At 65.2% G+C, this 21,125-nt stretch carries 21 protein-coding genes; 1 reads left to right on the top strand and 20 read right to left on the bottom strand.

Annotation, left to right across the window (positions count from 1 at the left end; all coding sequences use genetic code 11):
• Nucleotides 1-446 precede the first annotated feature (446 nt).
• Nucleotides 447-1,709: a UDP-N-acetylglucosamine 1-carboxyvinyltransferase gene (gene murA, locus ACH49N_RS22020; protein WP_358277432.1), complete on the bottom strand. Its 1,263-nt coding sequence runs from the start codon at nucleotides 1,707-1,709 to the stop codon at nucleotides 447-449.
• Nucleotides 1,710-1,763: 54 nt separating this feature from the next.
• On the opposite strand from murA, the gene ACH49N_RS22015 reads away from it, so the two are divergent.
• Nucleotides 1,764-2,339: a cob(I)yrinic acid a,c-diamide adenosyltransferase gene (locus ACH49N_RS22015; RefSeq protein ID WP_250777222.1), complete on the top strand. Its 576-nt coding sequence runs from the start codon at nucleotides 1,764-1,766 to the stop codon at nucleotides 2,337-2,339.
• Here ACH49N_RS22015 and ACH49N_RS22010 read toward each other — a convergent pair whose 3' ends face one another.
• From ACH49N_RS22010 to ACH49N_RS21920, 19 genes are all read right to left on the bottom strand, one after another.
• Nucleotides 2,340-2,762 carry a DUF2550 domain-containing protein gene (locus ACH49N_RS22010; protein ID WP_109328711.1) on the bottom strand — a complete coding sequence of 141 codons (423 nt, stop codon included), beginning with the start codon at nucleotides 2,760-2,762 and terminating at the stop codon, nucleotides 2,340-2,342.
• 48 nt (nucleotides 2,763-2,810) lie between these two features.
• On the bottom strand, nucleotides 2,811-3,179 hold the full coding sequence (locus ACH49N_RS22005) for a F0F1 ATP synthase subunit epsilon (protein WP_109328709.1): 369 nt from the start codon (nucleotides 3,177-3,179) through the stop codon (nucleotides 2,811-2,813).
• A 6-nt stretch (nucleotides 3,180-3,185) separates the two neighbouring features.
• Nucleotides 3,186-4,637 (bottom strand): F0F1 ATP synthase subunit beta, encoded by a 1,452-nt coding sequence (atpD, locus tag ACH49N_RS22000; RefSeq protein ID WP_109328707.1) that lies wholly within the window; start codon nucleotides 4,635-4,637, stop codon nucleotides 3,186-3,188.
• 3 nt (nucleotides 4,638-4,640) lie between these two features.
• Nucleotides 4,641-5,615 (bottom strand): F0F1 ATP synthase subunit gamma, encoded by a 975-nt coding sequence (locus ACH49N_RS21995; protein WP_109328705.1) that lies wholly within the window; start codon nucleotides 5,613-5,615, stop codon nucleotides 4,641-4,643.
• Between the two features lie 72 nt (nucleotides 5,616-5,687).
• Nucleotides 5,688-7,331, bottom strand: a complete 1,644-nt coding sequence (atpA, locus tag ACH49N_RS21990) for a F0F1 ATP synthase subunit alpha (RefSeq protein ID WP_109328703.1) — start codon at nucleotides 7,329-7,331, stop codon at nucleotides 5,688-5,690.
• A 61-nt stretch (nucleotides 7,332-7,392) separates the two neighbouring features.
• Complete coding sequence (locus ACH49N_RS21985; protein WP_201453549.1) at nucleotides 7,393-8,220, bottom strand: F0F1 ATP synthase subunit delta; 828 nt, start codon at nucleotides 8,218-8,220, stop codon at nucleotides 7,393-7,395.
• 5 nt (nucleotides 8,221-8,225) lie between these two features.
• On the bottom strand, nucleotides 8,226-8,786 hold the full coding sequence (locus ACH49N_RS21980) for a F0F1 ATP synthase subunit B (protein WP_109328699.1): 561 nt from the start codon (nucleotides 8,784-8,786) through the stop codon (nucleotides 8,226-8,228).
• Between the two features lie 7 nt (nucleotides 8,787-8,793).
• Nucleotides 8,794-9,039: an ATP synthase F0 subunit C gene (locus tag ACH49N_RS21975; protein ID WP_005252955.1), complete on the bottom strand. Its 246-nt coding sequence runs from the start codon at nucleotides 9,037-9,039 to the stop codon at nucleotides 8,794-8,796.
• Between the two features lie 85 nt (nucleotides 9,040-9,124).
• Nucleotides 9,125-9,904, bottom strand: coding sequence for a F0F1 ATP synthase subunit A (gene atpB / locus ACH49N_RS21970; RefSeq protein ID WP_109334994.1), 780 nt, complete (start codon nucleotides 9,902-9,904; stop codon nucleotides 9,125-9,127).
• A gap of 328 nt (nucleotides 9,905-10,232) precedes the next feature.
• On the bottom strand, nucleotides 10,233-10,706 hold the full coding sequence (locus ACH49N_RS21965) for a hypothetical protein (protein ID WP_159921206.1): 474 nt from the start codon (nucleotides 10,704-10,706) through the stop codon (nucleotides 10,233-10,235).
• A gap of 38 nt (nucleotides 10,707-10,744) precedes the next feature.
• Nucleotides 10,745-11,926, bottom strand: coding sequence for a glycosyltransferase family 4 protein (locus ACH49N_RS21960; RefSeq protein WP_109328695.1), 1,182 nt, complete (start codon nucleotides 11,924-11,926; stop codon nucleotides 10,745-10,747).
• A gap of 34 nt (nucleotides 11,927-11,960) precedes the next feature.
• Entirely contained in the window at nucleotides 11,961-12,629 is a 669-nt protein-coding gene (locus ACH49N_RS21955; RefSeq protein WP_159921204.1) for an L-threonylcarbamoyladenylate synthase, read from the bottom strand.
• Entirely contained in the window at nucleotides 12,626-13,555 is a 930-nt protein-coding gene (gene prmC, locus ACH49N_RS21950) for a peptide chain release factor N(5)-glutamine methyltransferase (protein ID WP_159921202.1), read from the bottom strand. Before prmC ends, ACH49N_RS21955 begins: the two co-directional genes overlap by 4 nt.
• Before the next feature lie 54 nt (nucleotides 13,556-13,609).
• On the bottom strand, nucleotides 13,610-14,689 hold the full coding sequence (prfA, locus tag ACH49N_RS21945) for a peptide chain release factor 1 (RefSeq protein WP_109328689.1): 1,080 nt from the start codon (nucleotides 14,687-14,689) through the stop codon (nucleotides 13,610-13,612).
• A 116-nt stretch (nucleotides 14,690-14,805) separates the two neighbouring features.
• Nucleotides 14,806-15,048, bottom strand: a complete 243-nt coding sequence (gene rpmE / locus ACH49N_RS21940; protein ID WP_109328687.1) for a 50S ribosomal protein L31 — start codon at nucleotides 15,046-15,048, stop codon at nucleotides 14,806-14,808.
• Nucleotides 15,049-15,271: 223 nt separating this feature from the next.
• The gene (gene rho / locus ACH49N_RS21935) at nucleotides 15,272-17,410 is read right to left on the bottom strand and encodes a transcription termination factor Rho (RefSeq protein WP_358277438.1); all 2,139 of its coding nucleotides are present in this window, start codon (nucleotides 17,408-17,410) and stop codon (nucleotides 15,272-15,274) included.
• Nucleotides 17,411-17,731: 321 nt separating this feature from the next.
• Nucleotides 17,732-18,676, bottom strand: a complete 945-nt coding sequence (gene thrB, locus ACH49N_RS21930) for a homoserine kinase (protein WP_250777225.1) — start codon at nucleotides 18,674-18,676, stop codon at nucleotides 17,732-17,734.
• A gap of 44 nt (nucleotides 18,677-18,720) precedes the next feature.
• Nucleotides 18,721-19,803, bottom strand: coding sequence for a threonine synthase (thrC, locus tag ACH49N_RS21925; RefSeq protein ID WP_109328683.1), 1,083 nt, complete (start codon nucleotides 19,801-19,803; stop codon nucleotides 18,721-18,723).
• A complete protein-coding gene (locus tag ACH49N_RS21920) occupies nucleotides 19,800-21,086 on the bottom strand; it encodes a homoserine dehydrogenase (RefSeq protein ID WP_109334992.1) in 1,287 nt (428 codons plus the stop codon). The genes thrC and ACH49N_RS21920 overlap by 4 nt, the downstream gene beginning before the upstream one ends.
• Nucleotides 21,087-21,125 lie beyond the last annotated feature (39 nt).

Raw genomic sequence — 21,125 nt, 5'->3', positions numbered from 1 at the left:
ATTTGGCACTGACATTCATCGACACACTGTTGAGTTCTCAAAGAACACGCACACACCATCACCACCAGCACACTCGCTAGCCGCTCCGGGGCAACTTTCCCAGGCTATCTTACCAGCCACACCGGAGCAAACCAGGGTGCTGAACAAGAAGATCATGGGTTGAAGCACAACCATACAACACGCTGTGACTTCGGATTACCAGGCGTCTTCGTCCAACCTCGTGTCCCAGCCCTTGCAGGCGGAGTCGGTGTCCGTGTCGCTCTGACTTCGAATAAGTTACGCGACGGGAAACAACTTGCCAAATCCCCAGGTCGCCGAGGCGCTCAGCCCCGTTTGCGCTGGTCAATCGGTTGGCTTCCAGCAACTTCGGTCCTTCGGTCGCCGCCTCGAGGACTGTGACGCCCGACTCACCCCGCGACCACTGGGGTGAATCGGCTGCGAACCCGTCAGGATCCGGCGTCGACACGCTCGATCTGGCCTCCGAGGCCTTGCAGGTTCTCGACGAAATATGGGTAGCCGCGGTCGATGTGGAACACGTCGTGCACCTCTGTCACTCCGTCTGCCACAAGGCCGGCAAGCACCAATCCGGCGCCGGCCCTGATGTCGGAGGACCACACGGGAGCGCTCGACAGCAGCGGTATACCGCGGATCACCGCATGGTGTCCGTCCGTCCGCGCGTCGGCCCCCAGCCGGATCATTTCCTCGACGAAGCGGAACCTGGCCTCGAACACGTTCTCCGTGATCATCGAGGTCCCTTCAGCCACCGCTGCAAGACCGATCGCCATGGGCTGCAGGTCTGTGGGGAAGCCCGGATACGGCAGCGTCGCGAAGTTGACAGCGGTGGGACGAGCTTTCTGCTCCACCCGAAATCCGTCCGCCTCCGCGGTGACCTCTGCCCCCGCGACCCGCAACTTGTCCAGAACCAAGCCGAGATGTTTCGGGTTGACGCCACGGACCCGGACGTCCCCCCTCGTCATCGACGCGGCGATCCCCCACGTCGCGGCCACGATGCGGTCACCGATGACGCGGTGTGTGGTCGGTTCGAGCTGGTTGACGCCCTGAATGGTGAGCGTCGACGTGCCCGCTCCCAAGATTTTGGCTCCCATGCGGATCAGCATGTTGCACAAGTCGACAATCTCCGGCTCACGCGCGGCATTATCGATCACCGTCTCGCCTTTGGCGAGAACAGCGGCCATGAGGATGTTCTCCGTCGCCCCCACAGACGGGAACGCAAGCCGAATGTTGGCTCCGTGCAGATCGTCTGCCTGGGCAACGACACATCCGTGTTCGATCGTGCTCTGCGCGCCCAGCAACCGAAGTCCGGATTGGTGCATATCGAGTGGCCTGGATCCGATGGCGTCGCCGCCGGGCAGAGCGACCACCGCGCGTTTGCACCTCGCCACCAAGGGGCCCAGCACACACACCGATGCTCGGAACTGGCGAACTGCGGCAAAGTCCGCGTGATATTTCGGCTCCGCCGGCGTCGTGATCCGAACCAACGAATCTTCGAGAACCACGTCGCACCCGAGGCCGCGCAGGACGTCGGCCATCAGAGGAACGTCCAGGATGTCGGGGCAATTGGTCACGACGGTGGTGCCCTCAGCCAACAGCGCCGCCGCCATCAGCTTCAGAACACTGTTCTTGGCGCCCCCGACAGACACTTCACCTACGAGACGGTTACCGCCGGTAACAAGGAAGCGTTCGCTCACGAAGCACAGCCTAGAGCCAGCGGCACCGACCTCGGAGGCCGGTACCGTAACGCTATGGCCGTACACCTCACCAAGATCTACACCCGGACCGGCGACGACGGGACCACCGGACTCAGCGATTTCTCCCGCGTACCGAAGAACGATTCCCGCCTCGTCGCGTATGCGGACTGTGATGAAGCGAACGCCGCAATCGGCGTCGCTGTGGCGCTGGGGAATCCCCCCGAGGAGATCCTGTCGATTCTGCGGCAGGTACAGAATGACCTGTTCGATGCCGGTGCCGATCTGTCCACCCCGGTGGTCGAGGAACCCAAGTATCCACCGCTGCGTATCACCGCCGACTACATCGACCGGCTCGAACGCTGGTGCGACGAGCTGAACGAGCGCCTCGAACCCCTGAATTCGTTCATACTGCCCGGCGGAACCCCACTGGGAGCGCTGCTCCACGTTGCGCGAACCGTGACACGGCGTGCGGAGCGATCGGCGTGGGCCGCTGTCGACGCACATCCCGAGAACACTCACGCGCTGCCGGCGAAGTACCTCAACCGACTCTCGGATCTGCTCTTCATCGTGGGACGGGTCGCGAATCCCGAAGGAGACGTGCTCTGGAAACCGGGAGCGGGGAAAGCCTGATCAGAATCGGCGTCCGCGTACCGATCGGCCCGACGGACGAGATTCGACCCACGACAGGAACGCGGTCAAAGCTCCACCGTCCAAGGCGATCTCGTACGCGGCGCCTCGGTCCTTCACGGACAGGATGACGATTTCGTCGGACATGATGTCGAACTCGGAGCCCTCTGGTTTACGACGGCCTTCGACTTCGATCCCCTGCCGCTCGATGCGCGAATCAGGGCCGGGACGCAAACTCGACAACTTGAAGAAGACGAGGGAGCCCTCGCCGTAACGAATGACGCCGTGACGCCATCCGGTGTCCCCCGCGGAAGGCGCCACGCGGAGAATAGCCGCGGTTCCACCGCGACGAAGAACAGCCAGACGATAGAGAAAGACCGCGACGAAGGCGGCGAGCAGCACAACCAGAATGATCAACACAGTCATTCCGATTGTCACTGTTCGTCGGCTCCGTCGCGGTCTGTCTCGTGTAACCTATGCGCGCTCTACGGCGCGAACTCGACCCTTGGCGACAGCAATCGCCTCGAGATCGTCTCCGCTCTCCTGGAGCACCGCCCGGGCGGCCTCCACGTCGATGTCCTCCGCGAGTTCGGCGGACTCGGCGAGGATCGTGACAGACTTCGCCGTCACGGAAAGGAAGCCGCCGTGCACAGCTGCCACGATCCGCTCGCCGTCGGCTGTCGTGATCGCGACGACGCCACCCTCCACGAGCTGTCCGAGGACAGGCTCGTGACCAGGCATGACACCGATCTCACCCTCGGTCGTCTGTGCGCTGACGAGAGTCGCCGAACCAGACCACAACCGTCGCTCGACAGCGACGAGTTCCACGGTCATTTCAGCCATCGTCGACTACTTCCCGGCGATCTTCTTGGCTGCAGCCTCGACGTCGTCGAGTCCACCGCAGCTGTTGAACGCCTGCTCGGGCAGGTGATCGAACTCGCCCTTGCAGACGCGGTCGAACGCCTCGATGGTGTCGCGGAGCGGCACCACGGAGCCGGGCTCACCGGTGAACTTCTCGGCGACGATGAAGTTCTGGCCGAGGAACTTCTGCAGACGGCGGGCACGGCCGACGAGGACCTTGTCCTCTTCCTGCAGTTCGTCCATACCGAGGATGGCGATGATGTCCTGCAGTTCCTTGTACTTCTGCAGGATTCGCTTGACCTCGTTGGCCACCCGGAAGTGCTCGGCACCGACAATGCCGGGCTCGAGGATCCGGGAGGTGGAGCTCAGCGGGTCCACAGCGGGATAGATACCCATCTGCGAGATCGGTCGCGACAGCTCGGTGGTCGCATCGAGGTGCGCGAACGTCGTGGCCGGCGCCGGGTCGGTGTAGTCGTCGGCGGGCACGTAGATCGCCTGAAGCGAGGTGATGGAGCGACCACGCGTCGAGGTGATTCGTTCCTGCAGCTCACCCATCTCGTCAGCCAGGGTCGGCTGGTAACCCACGGCCGAAGGCATACGACCGAGCAGGGTCGACACCTCGGAACCGGCCTGGGTGAAACGGAAGATGTTGTCGATGAACAGCAGAACGTCCTGGCCCTGGACATCGCGGAAGTACTCCGCCATGGTCAGTGCGGACAGGGCGACGCGCATACGCGTTCCCGGCGGCTCGTCCATCTGGCCGAAGACGAGGGCGGTGTCCTGAAGGACGCCCATCTCTTCCATCTCGAGGTGAAGGTCGGTGCCCTCACGGGTGCGCTCACCGACGCCTGCGAACACCGAGGTTCCGGAGAACTCGCGGGCGATACGGGTGATCATTTCCTGGATCAGAACGGTCTTGCCGACACCGGCACCACCGAACAGACCGATCTTTCCACCCTTGACGTACGGGGTGAGGAGGTCGATGACCTTGATACCGGTCTCGAGAATCTCCGTCTTGCCCTCGAGCTGGTCGAAGGCTGGCGGCTTGCGGTGGATGCCCCACTGCTCGCCGTCGCGTCCCGTGCCGGGAGCGTCGAGGCAGTCGCCCAGTGCGTTGAAGACGTGGCCCTTGACGACGTCGCCGACGGGAACCGAGATCGGCTTGCCCGTGTCGGCCACCGAGGTGCCGCGGACGAGGCCGTCGGTCGGCTGCATGGAGACGGTGCGCACCAGGTTGTCACCGAGGTGCTGCGCGACCTCGAGGGTCAGCGTCTTGGCGACCGAGGGAAGCGTGATCTCGGCATGCAAGGCGTTGAACAGTTCAGGAATGGAGCCACGCGGGAATTCAACGTCCACGACGGGACCGATGACCCGCACGACGCGGCCGGCCACGGACGAATCCGAACCTGCCCCGTTTGTTTCGGTTACTGCTGCGGTCATTGCTTAGTCACTTCCTGCGCTCGAGGCGAGCGCATTCGCGCCGCCGACGATCTCGCTGATTTCCTGGGTGATCTGGGCCTGGCGAGCCTGGTTGGCCTGACGGCTGAGAGTGTTCACCAGTTCGTTTGCGTTGTCCGTCGCCGCCTTCATGGCGGTACGACGGGCAGCCGACTCCGACGCCGCAGCATCCAGCAGCGAGGAGTAGATGCGGGTGCTGATGTACTTCGGCAGCAGGGCACCGAGCAACCTGTCGGGTTCCGGCTCGAAGTTGTATCCGGCGACCGGTTCGTCGTTCCGGTGACCGTTCGACAGCATGTCTTCACCGAGTTCGATGTTCTCCTCGGAGACCGTGACGTCCAGCGGAGCCATCCGCCGCACCTCGGGAGACTGAGTGAGCATCGACACGAAGCGGGTGTAGACGATGTGCAGTTCGTCGACACCTTCGATGGTGCCCTCGCCGTTGTAGGCGGGAATCTCGGAGCCGGATCCGGCCATGAAGAGCTCCACCAGGTGGCGGCTCGCCTTGGCAGCATCGGAGTAACCGGGGTCCTGAGAGAACCCGGTCCACGCAGCCCCCAGGTCGCGACCACGGAACGTGTAGTAGCCGAGGCCCTTGGCACCGAGCACGAAGATGACCGGGTCCTTGCCCTCGCTGCGCAGCAGTTGGAACAGTTCCTCGGCCTCTTTGAGGACGTTGGAGTTGTACCCACCGCACATGCCGCGGTCGCTGGTGACAACCAGGACGGCAGCACGCTTGGCGTTGGCGCGCTCGTTGAGCAACGGGTGATCCAACGACGCCGACGCACTTGCCAGCTCCGTCAGGACCTTGGTGATCTCCTCGGCATACGGCTTCGACGCAGCGACCCGGGCCTGAGCCTTGGTGATGCGCGAGGTCGCGATCAGCTCCTGGGCCTTGGTGATCTTCTTGGTCGAGTTGACCGACTTGATACGAGACCGCAGTTCGAGAATGCTTGCCATCGATCGATCACTCTCCCTTCATGTTTCGCGGCGTCCCCGGGGTGGTGCGACGCAGTGTCATGGACTGGGCGCTCACTTGCTGACGGTGGTGCGCTTGACGTTGATCTGCTCGTGCCCGACCTCGTTGGCGTCGAGCGCCTCGGCCTCGGCCTCGTTCACGACCCGGCTTCCGTCGGATGCGAGGAAGCCTTCCTTGAACTTGTCGGTGGCCTTGATCAGTGCGGCGGCGTTGTCGGCGTCGAGCGCCTTGCCACCCTTGATGCTCGAGTACACGTCGGAGGCACTGCGGTGCAGGTCTTCCAGCAGCTCGGTCTCGAACCGGCGCACGTCACCGACGGGAACGCTGTCGAAGACGCCTTCACCGGCGAGGTAGATCGAGACGATCTGGTCCTCGACGGGAATGGGGCTGTACTGATCCTGCTTGAGCAGCTCGACCAGGCGAGCACCACGCTCGAGCTGCGCCTTCGACGCGGCATCGAGGTCCGACGCGAACGCGGAGAATGCTTCGAGCTCACGGAACTGTGCCAGCTCCAGGCGAAGCGAGCCGGACACCTTCTTCATGCCCTTGGTCTGCGCGGCACCACCGACACGGGACACCGAGATACCGACGTTGATGGCGGGACGAACACCCTTGTTGAAGAGGTCCGACTCGAGGAACACCTGACCGTCGGTGATGGAGATGACGTTGGTCGGGATGTACGCCGAGACGTCGTTCGCCTTGGTTTCGATGATCGGCAGCGCCGTCAGCGATCCGCCGCCGAGCGCGTCGGACAGCTTCGCCGAACGCTCCAGCAGACGGGAGTGGAGGTAGAAGACGTCACCGGGGTAAGCCTCACGTCCCGGCGGGCGACGCAGCAGCAGCGAGATGGCGCGGTAGGCCTCGGCCTGCTTGGTCAGGTCGTCGAATACGACCAGAACGTGCTTGCCCTGGTACATCCAGTGCTGGCCGATGGCGGAACCGGTGTACGGAGCGAGCCACTTGAAGCCGGCGGAATCGGATGCGGGGGCGGCGACGATGGTGGTGTACTCCATCGCGCCCTGCTCCTCGAGGGCAGCCTTGACGCCCGCGATGGTCGAGCCCTTCTGGCCGATCGCGACGTAGATGCAGCGAACCTGCTGCTTCTCGTCGCCGGACTCCCAGTTGGCCTTCTGGTTCAGGATCGCGTCGATGCAGACGGCGGTCTTGCCCGTCTTGCGGTCGCCGATGATGAGCTGACGCTGTCCGCGGCCGATCGGCGTCATGGCGTCGATGGCCTTGATGCCGGTCTGCAGCGGCTCCTCGACGGGCTGGCGCTCGAGTACGGATGCTGCCTGCAGTTCGAGGGCGCGGGTCTCGTTGCTCTCGATATCGCCCAGGCCGTCGATCGGCTGGCCGAGGGGGTCCACGACGCGTCCGAGGAAGCCGTCGCCGACGGGAACCGACAGAACGTCGCCGGTCCGCTTGACTTCCTGGCCCTCCTGGAGGTCCGCGTAGTCACCCAGGATGACGGCACCGATTTCGGTGGCGTCGAGGTTGAGGGCAACGCCCAGGATTCCGCCGGGAAACTCCAGCAGTTCGTTGGCCATCGCCGAAGGCAGGCCACTGACGTGCGCGATGCCGTCGCTGGTGTCGGTCACAACGCCGACCTCCTCGCGGGAGGCCTCCGGGGAGTAGCTCGCGGTGTAGTTCTCGATCGCGCTACGGATCTCGTCGGAGGAGATCGTCAGCTCCGCCATGATTGTTCCTGCTCTCGGTGTCTGGTTTTCGGAAGTATCTGGGTATTGATTCGGAAGCGGACTACTTGAGGGACTTCCGCAACGCTGCGAGACGCCCCGCTGCGCTGCCGTCGATAACCTCGTCGCCCACCCGGACGACCAAGCCGCTGAGGAGCTCGGGATCGACCTCCACGTGAACCGTCACCGGCTTCCCGTAGGTACGGGTGAGGGCGGCGGCCAGCCGATCGGTTTGCTCACTGCTCAGTGTAGAAGCGCTCCGAACCTTCGCGACGACGGCTTCTCGCCGAGCTGCCGCCAGATTCGCCAATGCGTCGAACGCATCCGCGGGGGCGGTCGACTTCAACCTGCCCACTGCCTGAACGGCCAGCGCCTCCGTGACTGCAGTCACCTTGCCGTACAGCAGCTTGGAGAGCAGGTCACGCTTGGCTTTCGCCGAGACGGATCGATCGGAAAGCGCCTGTTCGAGTGTCGGGTCACCTGCGACGATTCGACCGAGACGGAACAATTCGTCCTCGACCCCGTCGAGCTGTCCCTGGTCGGCCGCTGCCTTCAGCAGCGACTCCCGACCGAGAAGCACCAGCGAGTTGAGCAGGTCGGAGGTGGTGGACCAGTTCTGGCCCACCGCCGCCTTCACGGTGGCGAGGGTCTCCGCGGAGACCTTGCCACCGAACACCTGCTCGGCCAGGCCTTCGCGAGCGCTCCCGGCCGCCGAGTTGTCCGACAGCGCACTGCGAAGAGTGCGCTGAACGTCCAGGGTCTCGACGACCGTGAACAGCTCTGCCCCGGTCTGGGCCGCGGCCGCGGTGGCTGCTCCGGCAGAGACGGATCCCAAGGCCGAAGACAACGCAGCACGTGTCTGCGTCAAGGCCTCACGGCTCGCTGCGTACATGGTGCTCACTTCCCTGCTGCGGAATTTGCGCCGATGGCGTCGAGCTCGTTCAGGAATCGGTCGACCGTGCCGGCCCGCTTGACGTCGTCGGAGAGCGACTCCCCGATGACCTTCTCAGCGAGGTCGACCGCGGTGCGTCCGAGTTCGCCACGCAGTTCGGTGACGATCTGCTGCCGCTGAGCAACCAACTGGCTGTGACCGGAGGCCACGATGCGGTCGCTCTCTTCCTGAGCCTGTGCCTTCATCTCGGCGAGGATCTGCTGCCCCTGGGTGCGCGCGTCCTCACGGATCTGCGCAGCTTCGGTGCGAGCTTCGGCGAGCTGGGCACGGTACTGCTCGAGCGCCGCCTTCGCCTCGGCCTGGGCTTCTTCGGCCCTCTTGATGCCGCCGTCGATCTGTTCGGTTCGCTCGGCAAGGACCTTCTGGAACATCGGAAGGACGTACTTCCAGAAGACGAAGCCGACGACGAGCAGGCAGACGAGCGACCAAACGATGTCATACGTCGCGGGCAGGAGAGGGTTGTGTGTCTCTTCCTCTGCCGCGAGCAATGCGATGTTGGTTGCCATGACGGTCTTAGAAAATGAAGCCGGCGACGAGGCCGATCAGCGCGAGGGCTTCGGTGAAGGCGATACCGAGGAACATGGTGGTACGAACCTGTCCGGCCATCTCGGGCTGGCGAACCATACCCTCGATCGCCTTACCGACAACGATGCCCACGCCGATGCCGGGGCCGATCGCGGCGAGACCGTAGCCGATGGCTCCGAATCCCGTCGAGTTGGTTTCCTGGACAGCTTCCTGAGCGAGGTAGGCGAGGCTCATGGTGTTCCGTTCCCTTTCTGTTGACCTCCGCCGGATTCGGCGGGAGGCTCAGTTCTTGGTGTAGCTGGTCGTGGAGATGTTGGTGCTAGTGCGAATCCGCGTGCAGAGCCAGGTCGATGTACACCGACGTGAGCAGCGCGAAGACGTAGGCCTGCAGGAAGATCACCAGCAGTTCGAAGAAGGTGAATGCAATGCCGGCGGCGAGCGATGCAACACCGAACACGGCCTGGAAGCCACCTGAGGTGAAGAAGAAGAACTGGGTGGCACTGAAGAACAGCACCAGCAGGATGTGGCCGGCCAGCATGTTGGCCATGAGACGCACCATGAGCGTGAACGGCCGCAGGACGAAGGTGGAGATGAACTCGATCGGCACGAGCAGGAAGTGCAGGGGAAGCGGGACGCCGGGAACCACGATGCTGCTCTTGACGTACTTGAAGAACCCGTACTTCTTGATGCCCACGTAGTTGAAGACGATGTACGCCAGGGCAGCGAGCACCAACGGCATGCCGATACGCGCGTTGGGCGAGATGTTGATGAACGGGATGATGCTGCCGAGGTTGCTGGCGAGCACCAGGAAGAAGATCGTCGTGATGACGGGCAGGAAGCGCTTGCCTTGTTCCTTGCCGAGAATCTCTTCTGCGATGTTGATCCGGACGAAGTCGAGAGCGATCTCGCCGATGTTCTGGACACCACGGGGAATGATCTTCGGGCTGCGCATCGCGATGACGAAGAAGATCATCATGAGGGCGGACAGCAGGATGCGAACCAGCATCAGGCGGTCGAGTTCGAACGGAGTCCCTTCGAACAGGACCGCGGGCGGGAAGAAGTCGTTCAGGGAAGGCGGATGGAATTCTCCAGCAGCCACGTTGATGACGCTCAGCGTTCTCTCCCGTAGTCGGTCCGCAGCCTTCGTTGACTGCGGTTCGATCGGACATTGACGATCAAACAAGTCGACAAGCTCGACTCGCGTATTCGTCAGCTGCTGTGGACTCCAGGGAGTCCAGCGTCTGTCGGTGTCGGCGACTCTCGTCGACTCGGCGGCCTTGAAAGTGCGACCGCCTGCAAGCATGCAATACCAGCCAGTAACTTACTCGCCGTCTCATTGCTCTCGCTTGACCCAGACCTTATCAAGTCATCTACGACGTTGTGTAGACGGGGTCCGGCTCGATTCAATTTTACTACATCCCGTAGTACTACTGGGCGTCCTTCTCCCCCGGTTCGGCATCGCCCGCCGCGCGTGGCTCCACGTACGGGGCCTTCACGCCAAGTACCCCATAGGTTTCCGCACCGAGCACGATCACCAAGGACAACACGATGACCAATACCAACGCCGTTTTGTCGTAGAAGTCGAGCGGTTTCAGGATTGCCAGGACCGTGATCGCGAGGATCATCTTCAACAGCCAGGTACCGAGCAGCACCGCCCCCGCAGTCATGGCGGGAAGCTTGGCCGTGAACAACACCCCGAGGGCCGTGCAGAGGATGAACCCTCCGCCGACCGCCGCGCCCAACAGCGCGCCGTAGAGACCGGGCATACCTGCGAGCAGGGTCGCAACGATGGAACCGACCACTGCCAGCACGATCAGGCCGAGAACGCCGTAGCGAACGGCGGCCCGCAACGAGGCGGTGTGATCGGGAGCAGGCGCGGGGATGAACGTCACGGTCGCCAAGGGTAGTGGATCGTCCTCGGCGCACCGCAACCGTGACCTCACGTCTGGCGGTCGTGCTGTTGCCCCCGGATGGAGGGTACCGCCGTGACCACCAGCGCAAAGACGAGTCCGCCGGCCACCAGGAGCACCACTACGCGGCGGTCGAACAAGGCCGATCCGACCGCACCGAACGCCAGCACGCCGACCCATAAGTAGATGAGCAGGACCACTCGCCGATGTGAATGCCCGATCTGCAGGAGGCGGTGGTGAAGATGCATCTTGTCGGGGCTGAACGGACTGACGCCTGCGCGCGTACGCCGGACCACGGCAAGCAGCAGGTCGAGGATCGGGATGAACATGACGGCGCCGACGAGCAGCAGTGGCGACAGAAGACCCAGAAGGTCGCGGGTGCCGTACGCGGTCAGCGGAATGCGGCCGGAGGCGCTGGTCGAGATGGCCGCGAGCATCAGGCCGATCAGCATCGATCCGGAGTCGCCCATGAAGATGCGCGCAGGCTGGAAGTTGTGCGGCAGGAAACCGAGACAGGCGCCTGCCAGTGCCGCGGCGATCAACGCCGGCGGATAGGCGCTCACGTCACCGCCCTGATCGTGGAGCAATCCGACCGAGAACACGCAGATCGCGAGCGAGGAAATCAGCCCGAGACCTGCGGCGAGACCGTCGAGGCCGTCGACGAAGTTCATGGCATTGACCATCACCACGGCGACCGCCACCGTGACCAGTCCCGCCTGCAGCTGGTCGAGAATCACCGTGGTGCCATCGCCGAACGGAACGTAGATGATGAACCAGCTCACGCCCATCACGACGAGAATTCCGGCGGCCGTCACCTGGCCCACGAACTTGGTCAGCGCGTCGAGACCCCACCGGTCGTCGACCACCCCCACGAGAACGATGACGAACCCCGACACCAGGGCAGCGGGGATGTCGGAGGTGAACTCGAATCCGCGGGTGAGCGCGGGTAGTTGCTGCGCGAACAACAGCGCGACCAGCATGCCCAGGTACATTCCGACGCCCCCGAGCCGGGGCGTGGGCGTGACGTGCACGTCCCGGTCCCGAGGCACCGCCACCGCCCCGAACCGCAGGGCGAACAACCGGACGGCGCCGGTGGCGAGGTAGGTGACCACCGCGGCAGTGAAGAGGACGAGCAGAAGTTCACGCAGAGGGACACCCGCACCCCCACCTGCTTGAGCCAGCACCACGCCGGCGGATTCGGCAGCAATCACTGGGCAGACGCTACCGTTGCCCCGCGCAGCCCGGTCATGCCGTCGCGGTCCCCTCGAGCAGACTCTCCGCCGTCACCCCGAGGACGTCGGCGACGTCACCGGTGGGTACGGCGCCTTCCCGGAGAATGCGGGGGCTCGCGCCGGTGAGGTCGACGATGGTGGAGGCCCGGCCCTGTTCGGCGCGTCCGCCGTCCAGGTACACGCCGGCCGATCCGCCGAGCTGGTCCCGAGCTTCCTGGACGGTTGTGGCCGGTGGTTGTCCGGAGACGTTGGCGCTCGACACCGCGAGTGGTCCGACTTCACGTAACAGTTCGAGGGCGACCGGATGCAGGGGCATGCGAAGCATCACCGTCCCGCGCGTATCACCGAGGTCCCATGCCAGCGAAGGGGCTTGCTCCACAACAAGACTCAGGCCACCCGGCCAGAAGGCCCGAATGAGGTCGCGGGTGTGCGGTCGCACGCTGTACACGAGGCCGTCGATGGTGTTCCACGATCCGACCAGAACCGGTACAGGCATATCGCGGCCACGGCCCTTCGCCCGCAGCAACGCGGCGACCGCATCGCCGTCGAATGCGTCGGCGCCGATCCCGTAGAGGGTGTCCGTGGGCAGGACGACGAGTCGTCCAGCCTTCAGGGCGTTCTTGGCCGCACTCATTCCGGCGGCGCGGGAATCGGGGCGGCCACAGTCGTAAACGGTACTCACCGGCTCATTCTTTCATCCTCGCCGGCGGCCTCCGCACGCTGCGCCTCGACATCGGTCGCGATGCGCCGAGCCACCACGAAGCGGGGCTTGCCCGCGAGGTCGGGGTGTTCCGCGACGTCTCCGAACACCCGACGCGCCGCGAACAGCGCCGCGACGTCCGCACCGTTGGTGTCGTCGTGCTCGATTCCCACTGCTCCCCCGATTCTCAACCACCGCGCGACATTCGAGATCATCGGCTTGATCACAGATAGCCCGTCCGGTCCGGCGAATAGTGCGCTGTGCGGGTCGTGATCCGCCACTTCCGGCTCGAGTTCCGCGCCCTCGGGAATGTACGGCGGGTTGGCAACGATGAGGTCGACTGCACCTTCGAGGCCGGTCAGGATCGTCCGGTCGGTGACGTCGCCCTGGTACAGCTTGATCGGGGTGTCGCCCGCCTGGGCGCGGGCATCGGCATTGCGCCGCGCCCAGGCGAGCGCGTGCGGTTCGAGTTCGACGGCGTGCACGACGGCGTCGGGGCGGGCGTGGGCAATGGCGAGCGCGAGCGCACCCGACCCGGTACACAGATCCATGACGACGGGTGGGTGCTGATCGCAGCTTCCCAGGAACGCGAGCGCCCACCCGAGGAGAAGTTCGGTCTCCGGGCGCGGAACGAAGACGCCGGGACCGACCTCGATGTCGATGTCCCCCATGGCGGCGGTTCCGAGGATGTACTGCAGCGGGATTCGCTTGGCGCGCTGTTCGACCATCTTCTTGTAGGCGTCGATCACCGACTCGTCGACCAGCGGCACGAGACCCAGTCGGGTCCTCTCCACGCCCAGCAGATGGGCAGCCAGCATCTCGGCGTCCGCGCGGGCGCTGTGCACCCCTGCCTCGTCGAGTTGCGCGGCTGCATCGATCAGGGCCAGGCGAAGGGGAAGTCGGCTCACGGGTACAGACTGCCACGCCCGGGGAACGGTGATACTCCGGTCCTCGGTACCGGGTTACTCCGCGGCGAGCCGTGCCTCACGATCCGCCTTGCCCAGCGCGTCGAGAAGAGCGTCCAATTCACCGTCCAGGACGGCATCGAGATTGTGCGACTTGAAGCCGATTCGGTGATCGGTGATGCGGTTCTCCGGGAAGTTGTAGGTGCGGATGCGCTCGGAGCGGTCGACCGTGCGCACCTGGCTCTGCCGCCCGGCCGATGCCTCGGCGTCTGCTGCTTCCTCGGCCGCTGCCTGGAGGCGAGCGGCCAACACCTGCATGGCCCGCGCCTTGTTCTGTAGCTGGGAGCGCTCGTTCTGGCACGTCACAACGATTCCGGTGGGCAGATGCGTGATCCGCACCGCCGAGTCGGTGGTGTTCACACCCTGACCGCCCTTACCGGAGGAGCGGTAGACATCGATGCGCAGATCGGTCTCGTCGATCTGCACCTCCTCGACCTCTTCCGGTTCCGGATAGACCAGGACGCCGGCAGCCGAGGTGTGTACCCGGCCCTGCGACTCGGTGACGGGCACGCGCTGCACGCGGTGGACGCCGCCCTCGAACTTCAGACGGGCCCACACCCCGTCCCGAACCTCGCCCTTCGACTTGATCGACAGTGTCGCGTCCTTGTATCCACCGAGGTCGGACACTGTCGCATCGAGAACCTCGACGCGCCACCCGTGCCGCTCGGCGTACCGGACGTACATACGCGCGAGGTCGGACGCGAACAACGCCGACTCCTCACCGCCCTCGCCCGACTTCACTTCGAGTACCACGTCGTCACCATCGTGCGGGTCGCGCGGCGCGAGGAGATCCGTCAGTGCCTTGTCGAGCTCGAGCACTTCGGCCTCGAGTGCGGGCACCTCGGCCGCGAAGCTGGAATCGTCGACGGCGAGCTCACGCGCGGCTGCGAGATCGTCCTGCGCAGCCTTGAGCTTGCTGTACGTCGACATGATGGGCGCAAGCTCTGCGAAACGCTTCCCGGCTTTGCGGGCCGCGGAGGCGTCGTTGTGCAGCGCTGGGTCGGACAACTGCTGCTCGAGGCCGGCATGTTCGGCCAGGATGTCGTCGATCGCCGACGGCTGGGTCGTCCCTGCCATGATGGGCTCCACTCTCGTCTCAGCGCGCGCAGCGCACTACGGGGTGCCGAGGGAAACGGCACAAAAAAGCCGACGCCCGGCCTGCAATTATCGCAGGACGGGCGTCGGCGGACCAGCTAGGACTCGGCAGATTCCTTTGCTGCGCCCTTGCCGGCGCGCTTGCCGTAGCGAGCCTCGAAGCGGGCGACGCGTCCACCGGTGTCGAGAATCTTCTGCTTACCGGTGTAGAACGGGTGGCACTGCGAGCAGACCTCGACGTTGATCCGTCCGGTCTCCTTGGTGCTTCGGGTCTCGAAAGTGTTTCCGCAACCACAGACCACGGTGGTGGCCACGTAATTGGGGTGAATGCCTGACTTCATGGTGTCCCTTTCAATGGTCGCCGGGTCGCCTTCGCCATTCGAAGACGTGAACCGGAACCGGACTCAGCCGTTCAGTATGCCAGATCGCGCGAGCGCGATCCCAATCGGCATGTGTGCTTGCGGAGAGATCAACGCCGCTCCCCCGCATTTAATTCCACCTGCTCGGTACTGGAGAAACGGTAAAGCCCGGCGACAGGTCGCCGGGCTTTGCCGTGTCGAGCACTCAGTCGTCGATCGCTCCCGGAGCGGTCTTCGACACCTGCATGAGGAACTCGAGATTGCTCTTGCTCTTCTTGAGGCGATCGATCAGCAGATCGATGGCCTGGTGCGAATCGAGACCAGACAGCACCCGGCGGAGCTTGTGCAGCACCGCGGCCTCATCCGGACTGAGCAGCAGCTCGTCCTTACGCGTTCCCGAAGGATTGACGTCGACAGCTGGGAACACTCGCCGTTCCGCGATCTTGCGGTCGAGCTTGAGCTCGGCGTTACCGGTGCCCTTGAACTCCTCGAAGATCACGGTGTCGCCGGTGGAACCGGTCTCGACCATGGCCGTCGCGATGATCGTGAGGGAACCGCCGTTCTCGATGTTGCGGGCTGCACCGAGGAAACGCTTCGGCGGGTACAGCGCGGTCGAGTCGACACCACCGGACAGGATGCGGCCCGACGCCGGCGACGAGTTGTTGTACGCGCGGCCGAGCCGAGTGATCGAGTCGAGAAGGACGACGACGTCCTTACCGGCCTCCACCAGTCGCTTCGCACGCTCGATGGCGAGCTCGGCGACCGAGGTGTGGTCTCCCGGTGGGCGGTCGAAAGTCGAGGAAATGACCTCACCCTTCACCGATCGCTGCATGTCGGTGACCTCTTCGGGACGCTCGTCGACCAGCACGACCATCAGGTAGCACTCGGGGTTGTTGGTCGCGATCGCGTTGGCGATGGCCTGCAGAACGCTGGTCTTACCGGCCTTCGGCGGGCTCACGATGAGCGCGCGCTGACCCTTACCGATCGGCATCACGAGATCGATGACGCGGGTGGTGAGGATGTTCGGCGTGGTCTCGAGGCGCAACCGCTGATTCGGGTACAGCGGGGTGAGCTTCCCGAACTCGGGGCGCTTCTTCGCCGCCTCGATGTCGCCGCCGTTGACCGTGTCGATACGCACCAACGGGTTGAACTTCTGGCGCTGATTGCCCTGGTCACCCTCGCGTGCAACCCGGACCGCACCGGTGATCGCGTCGCCGCGGCGAAGTCCGTTCTTGCGGATGAGGTTCATCGACACGTAGACGTCGTTGGGGCCCGCAAGGTACCCGGACGTCCGCACGAAGGCGTAGTTGTCGAGGACGTCGAGGATGCCGGCTACCGGCTGCAGGACATCGTCTTCCCGGATTTCCGTCTCACGTACGTCACCGCCGCCGCCTTCGCCGCGGTCGCGCCCACGACGACGCTCGCGGAAGCGCCGTCCACGTCGTCCGCGGCCGCCTTCCTCGTCGTCGCCGCCCCGGTTGTCACGGTTGTCGCTCGTACGCGGGCCGTTGTTGCTGCCCTGGTTGCGATCACCCCGGTCGCGGTCACGTTCGCGCGTGTCACCGCGGTCCCGCTCGCGGGTGTCGCCGCGGTCGTTCCGCTCGGTGCGGTCACCACGGTCGCTGCCGCGGTTGTCCCCACGCTCACGCCGCGTGCGGTCGCCGGACTGCTCGCCGGAGCCGTCCTGCCTTCCGGACTTTTCCGCATTGTCCTGACGGTCGTCGACCTGCTTGCGCTCGGCCTGCTGGGTGTCGACGCCATTCTGGGCGGCAGCATTCTGCGAGGGTGCGTCCTGGCCGCTGTCGGCCTGGTCGCCCTGCTCAGGGGCACCTGCCCGGCGGGAGGAGCCACGGCGCTGACGCCCGCGTCGGCCCCCCTCGGGGACATCGGTGTCGGCCGCGCTGCCGTCGGCAACTGCAGGTTCGGGCGCCTTGCTTTCGGCCGCCTTCTCGGCGGTCTCCTGCTGCGGAGACACGTCGAGGGCAGTCTGAGCGGGCTGCTCACGCTTGGTGCGGGACGTCCGGGTGCGGGGCGCGGCCTCGGTCGTCGCAGCGGCCGGCGCCGACGAGGCGCCCTGCCGATCCTTGATCGCGGCGATCAGGTCGCCCTTACGCATCCCTGAAATGCCTTTGATACCGAGCTCGCCCGCAAGGGCACGGAGCTCGGTCAGCACCATCCCGGACAGCCCGGCACCTCGGCGCGCCTCGGCGCGCTTTGTGGAGGCCGTCACTGCACCGTTTTCCGGTGCGGTCGATGACGCCTGTGAAGAGTCGCCTGCCTGCGCGCCAACGGTATCCACCGAGGAGGCGTCCGCAGGAGCGGCGATGAGGTCCGTATCGGTCACGGAGGTCCTTTCCTTCCCTCACTCGCGCTGCGCAGAGTCGAGGGTTCGTCCCGTAATCCGGTTCAGTACCGGATTCGGATGTGCCGTACGTCGTTGCTTAGCTGAACTGCCGGCTTGCCCGCCATCACATCACCTTGAACAGGCGCACTCGCAATCCCTACACAACAGAAAGTGCGGAGGATCGTGCCAGGAGCTGTCAACCCCGATTGACCTGGAGTAATCGCCCTGGTGAAGCACCGGCGTCTGATGCGCACGATGTACGGACATTGCCCAGGATAGCTGTGAACGACCGTAGGGGCAAGAAGACCCGTTTCCGGCGTGTCAGCTGATCCGGACGCCTTCGGCGACGTCGAGTTCGAGCACCTGCAGTCCCTCGGCCTCCGCCTGTACCCGGAGATCGTCCGGTAGCGGCTCTGTACTCAACGCGAGGACTGTCGGTCCCGCACCGGAGACCGCCGCGGCAATGCCGGCTTTCCGCAGCAAGGAGATCCACCGGGTGGTCAGCGGGAGCGCGGGAGCCCGCTGAACCTGGTGGAGGCGATCCTCGGTGGCCGGCATCAGAAGGTCCGGCCGTTCTGTGAGCGCCACCACAGCGAGAGCGCCGCGACTGACGTTGAACGCGGCGTCACGGTGCGCCACGACCTCGGGCAACAATCCCCGCGTGTGAGCGGTCGACGAACGCTCACCCGGGATCAGGGCGATCACCCGGATCGCGGGATGCACCTTCAGTGGCACCGCGTAGTAGCGGTTCCCGGACGTGGAGGTGCCCGCGGATTCCTGGTCTTCACAACTCCACGACACCACGGCGCCGCCCAGCACGCTCGCCGAAGCGTTGTCGGGGTGACCTTCGAACTCGGACGACAACTGGACCAGTTGGTCGGGCGAGAGGCCGAGTGCGGGATCGAGCTTCATCGCGAGACCGTTGGCCGCGGCCAACCCGCCGACCACAGCAGACGCGGACGACCCCAGGCCCCGCGAGTGCGGTATTGCATTGCGGCACACGACGTCGAGGCCCTCCGCCCACACGCCGGCCGACTCCAGACCACGTTCGATCGCGCGCACCACCAGATGGGAGGGGCCCCACGGCACGTCCTCGGCGCCCTCACCCTCGACACGAATCTTCAAACCCGAACCCGTGGTGGTGACCGTGATCTCGTCGTAGAGCCCGAGCGCGATGCCGAGGGTGTCGAATCCGGGCCCGAGATTGGCGCTCGACGCCGGCACACGGGCAGTCACGGTGAGCCCGGTGGGCAGGGTCTGTGTCATGTCTGCGGTCTGATCCTGCGGCGTGATGGGCGTGGGCGCCACCACTACGCCAGCTCGAGGGCCGACGCGACAGCGACAGGATCGACCGGAATGGGTTGCACGACAGGCATACCGGCGAGTGCGGTATCCGGGTCCTTCAATCCGTTGCCGGTGACCGTGCAGACCACGGTGAGTCCGGAGTCGAGCCAGCCTTCCTTCCGGGCGGCCAGCAATCCTGCGACACTCGCCGCCGACGCAGGTTCGACGAACACACCTTCGGTGGAGGCGATCAGCCGGTACGCCTCGAGGATTTCCTCGTCCGTCGCGGCGCGGAAGGCCCCGTGCGACTCCTCCTTCGCGGCGACCGCGCCGTTCCAGGACGCGGGCGAACCGATGCGGATGGCCGTCGCGATGGTCTCCGGGTCCTTGACGGGTGCACCGTGGACGAGCGGGGCGGCACCTGCCGCCTGAACGCCCAGCATGCGAGGCTTCACGCTCGTGAGCCCGTCTGCGTAGTACTCGGAATAACCCCGCCAGTAGGCGGTGATGTTGCCGGCGTTGCCGACGGGAAGCGCGTGGACGTCCGGAGCCTTGCCCAACGCATCACAAATTTCGAAAGCCGCGGTCTTCTGGCCTTCGATCCGGACCGGGTTCACCGAGTTCACCAGGCCGATGGTCGGGAACTCCGCCGTGGTCTTGCGCGCCAGCTCGAGGCAGTCGTCGAAGTTACCCTCGACCTGGATGATCCGGGCGCCGTGCATGACCGCCTGCGCCAGCTTGCCCATGGCGATCTTCCCCTGCGGCACCAGCACCGCGCAGCTCATCTTCGCCTTGGCGGCGTAGGCGGCCGCCGAGGCGGACGTATTGCCCGTCGACGCGCACAGCACAGCCTGCTGACCGCGCGCCAGGGCGTCGGTCACGGCCATCGTCATCCCGCGGTCCTTGAAGGAGCCGGTGGGGTTGAGACCCTCGACCTTGAGGTAGACGTCGCAGCCCGTGATCTCGGACAGATGCCCGGCGGGAAGCAGCGGCGTGCCGCCCTCGCGGAGGGTCACCGTCTTCCAGTTCGGTCCGATCGCGAGGCGGTCACGGTAGGCCTCGATCAGCCCCGGCCACGGAGTGTGCACGGGGTTGCGGGTGCCGGTCATTGTTCGGTGCCTTCCAGTCGCAGCACGCTGGTCACAGCGGTGACGAATTCGAGTTTGCTCAATGCCTCAACGGTTTCCGACAACGCGGAGTCCGTCGCGACATGGGTAACGACCACCAGCCGGGCGCCGTCGCCCGCGCCTTCCTGCCGCACCGTCGAAATGCTCACGCCGTGCTCGGCGAATTCGGCGGCAACGGCCGACAGCACACCGGCCTTGTCCGTCACCTGCATGTTGACGTAGTAGCGCGTCGGGATGTCGCCGATGGGCGCGATCTTGAGCTTGGCGTACTTCGACTCGCGCGGACCGCGGCCACCGTGCACCTTGTTGCGCGCGGCCATCACCAGATCACCCATCACAGCAGATGCGGTGGGGGCACCGCCGGCGCCCTGACCGTAGAACATCAGCCTTCCGGCGTTCTCGCCCTCGACGACCACGGCGTTGAATGCTCCGTTGACCGACGCGAGGGGGTGACTCAGCGGCACCAGCGCCGGGTAGACCCGTGCGGAGATGCGCTCCTTGCCGTCGGGTGTGGGGATGCGCTCGCAGATGGAGAGCAGTTTGATGGTGCAGTCGAGGGCCCGCGCCGACGTCAGGTCGGCAGCGGTGATGTTGGAGATACCCTCGCGGTACACATCGCCCGCGGTGACCCGCGTATGGAAGGCGATGGACGCGAGGATGGCGGCCTTCGCCGCGGCGTCGTAACCCTCTACGTCGGCGGTGGGATCGGCTTCGGCGTAGCCGAGTCTTCCCGCCTCCGCGAGCGTTTCCGCATAGTCGGCCCCGGTTTCGTCCATGGCCGACAGGATGAAGTTGGTGGTGCCGTTCACGATTCCGGCGACCTTGTTCACCCGGTCACCGGCAAGGGACTGGGTGAGCGGGCGGATCACGGGGATTGCACCGGCGACGGCCGCCTCGAAGTACAGGTCGACGCGGTGCAGCTCCGCGGCCTCGGCGAGTTCACCGGTGTGCTCAGCGAGGAGGGCCTTGTTGGCGGTGACGACGGACTTGCCGGAGTTCAGTGCCGACAGGATCAGCTTGCGCGGAAGGTCCATGCCGCCGATCACCTCGACGACGATGTCGACGTCGTCGCGCGCCACGAGCGAGTCCGCGTCCGTGGTCTGCAACTCCTCCGGTATGCCCCGGTCCTTGCCGGGGCGGCGGACTGCCACTCCCCGCAGTTCCAGGGGCGCACCGACGCGGGCCTCGAGGTCTTCGCTGTGCTCTTGCAGGATGCGAACCACCTCGCTCCCGACGTTGCCGAGGCCGAGGACGGCCACACCGATAGCGCGATGCGCCGATTCGGTCACACCGACAGCACGTTG

The organism is Rhodococcus sp. NPDC019647 (assembly GCF_044389235.1).
GTDB lineage: Bacteria > Actinomycetota > Actinomycetes > Mycobacteriales > Mycobacteriaceae > Rhodococcus_F > Rhodococcus_F oxybenzonivorans.
The sequence above is the reverse complement of the archived record's forward strand: the minus strand, read 5'-3'. Positions and strand labels throughout refer to the sequence as shown.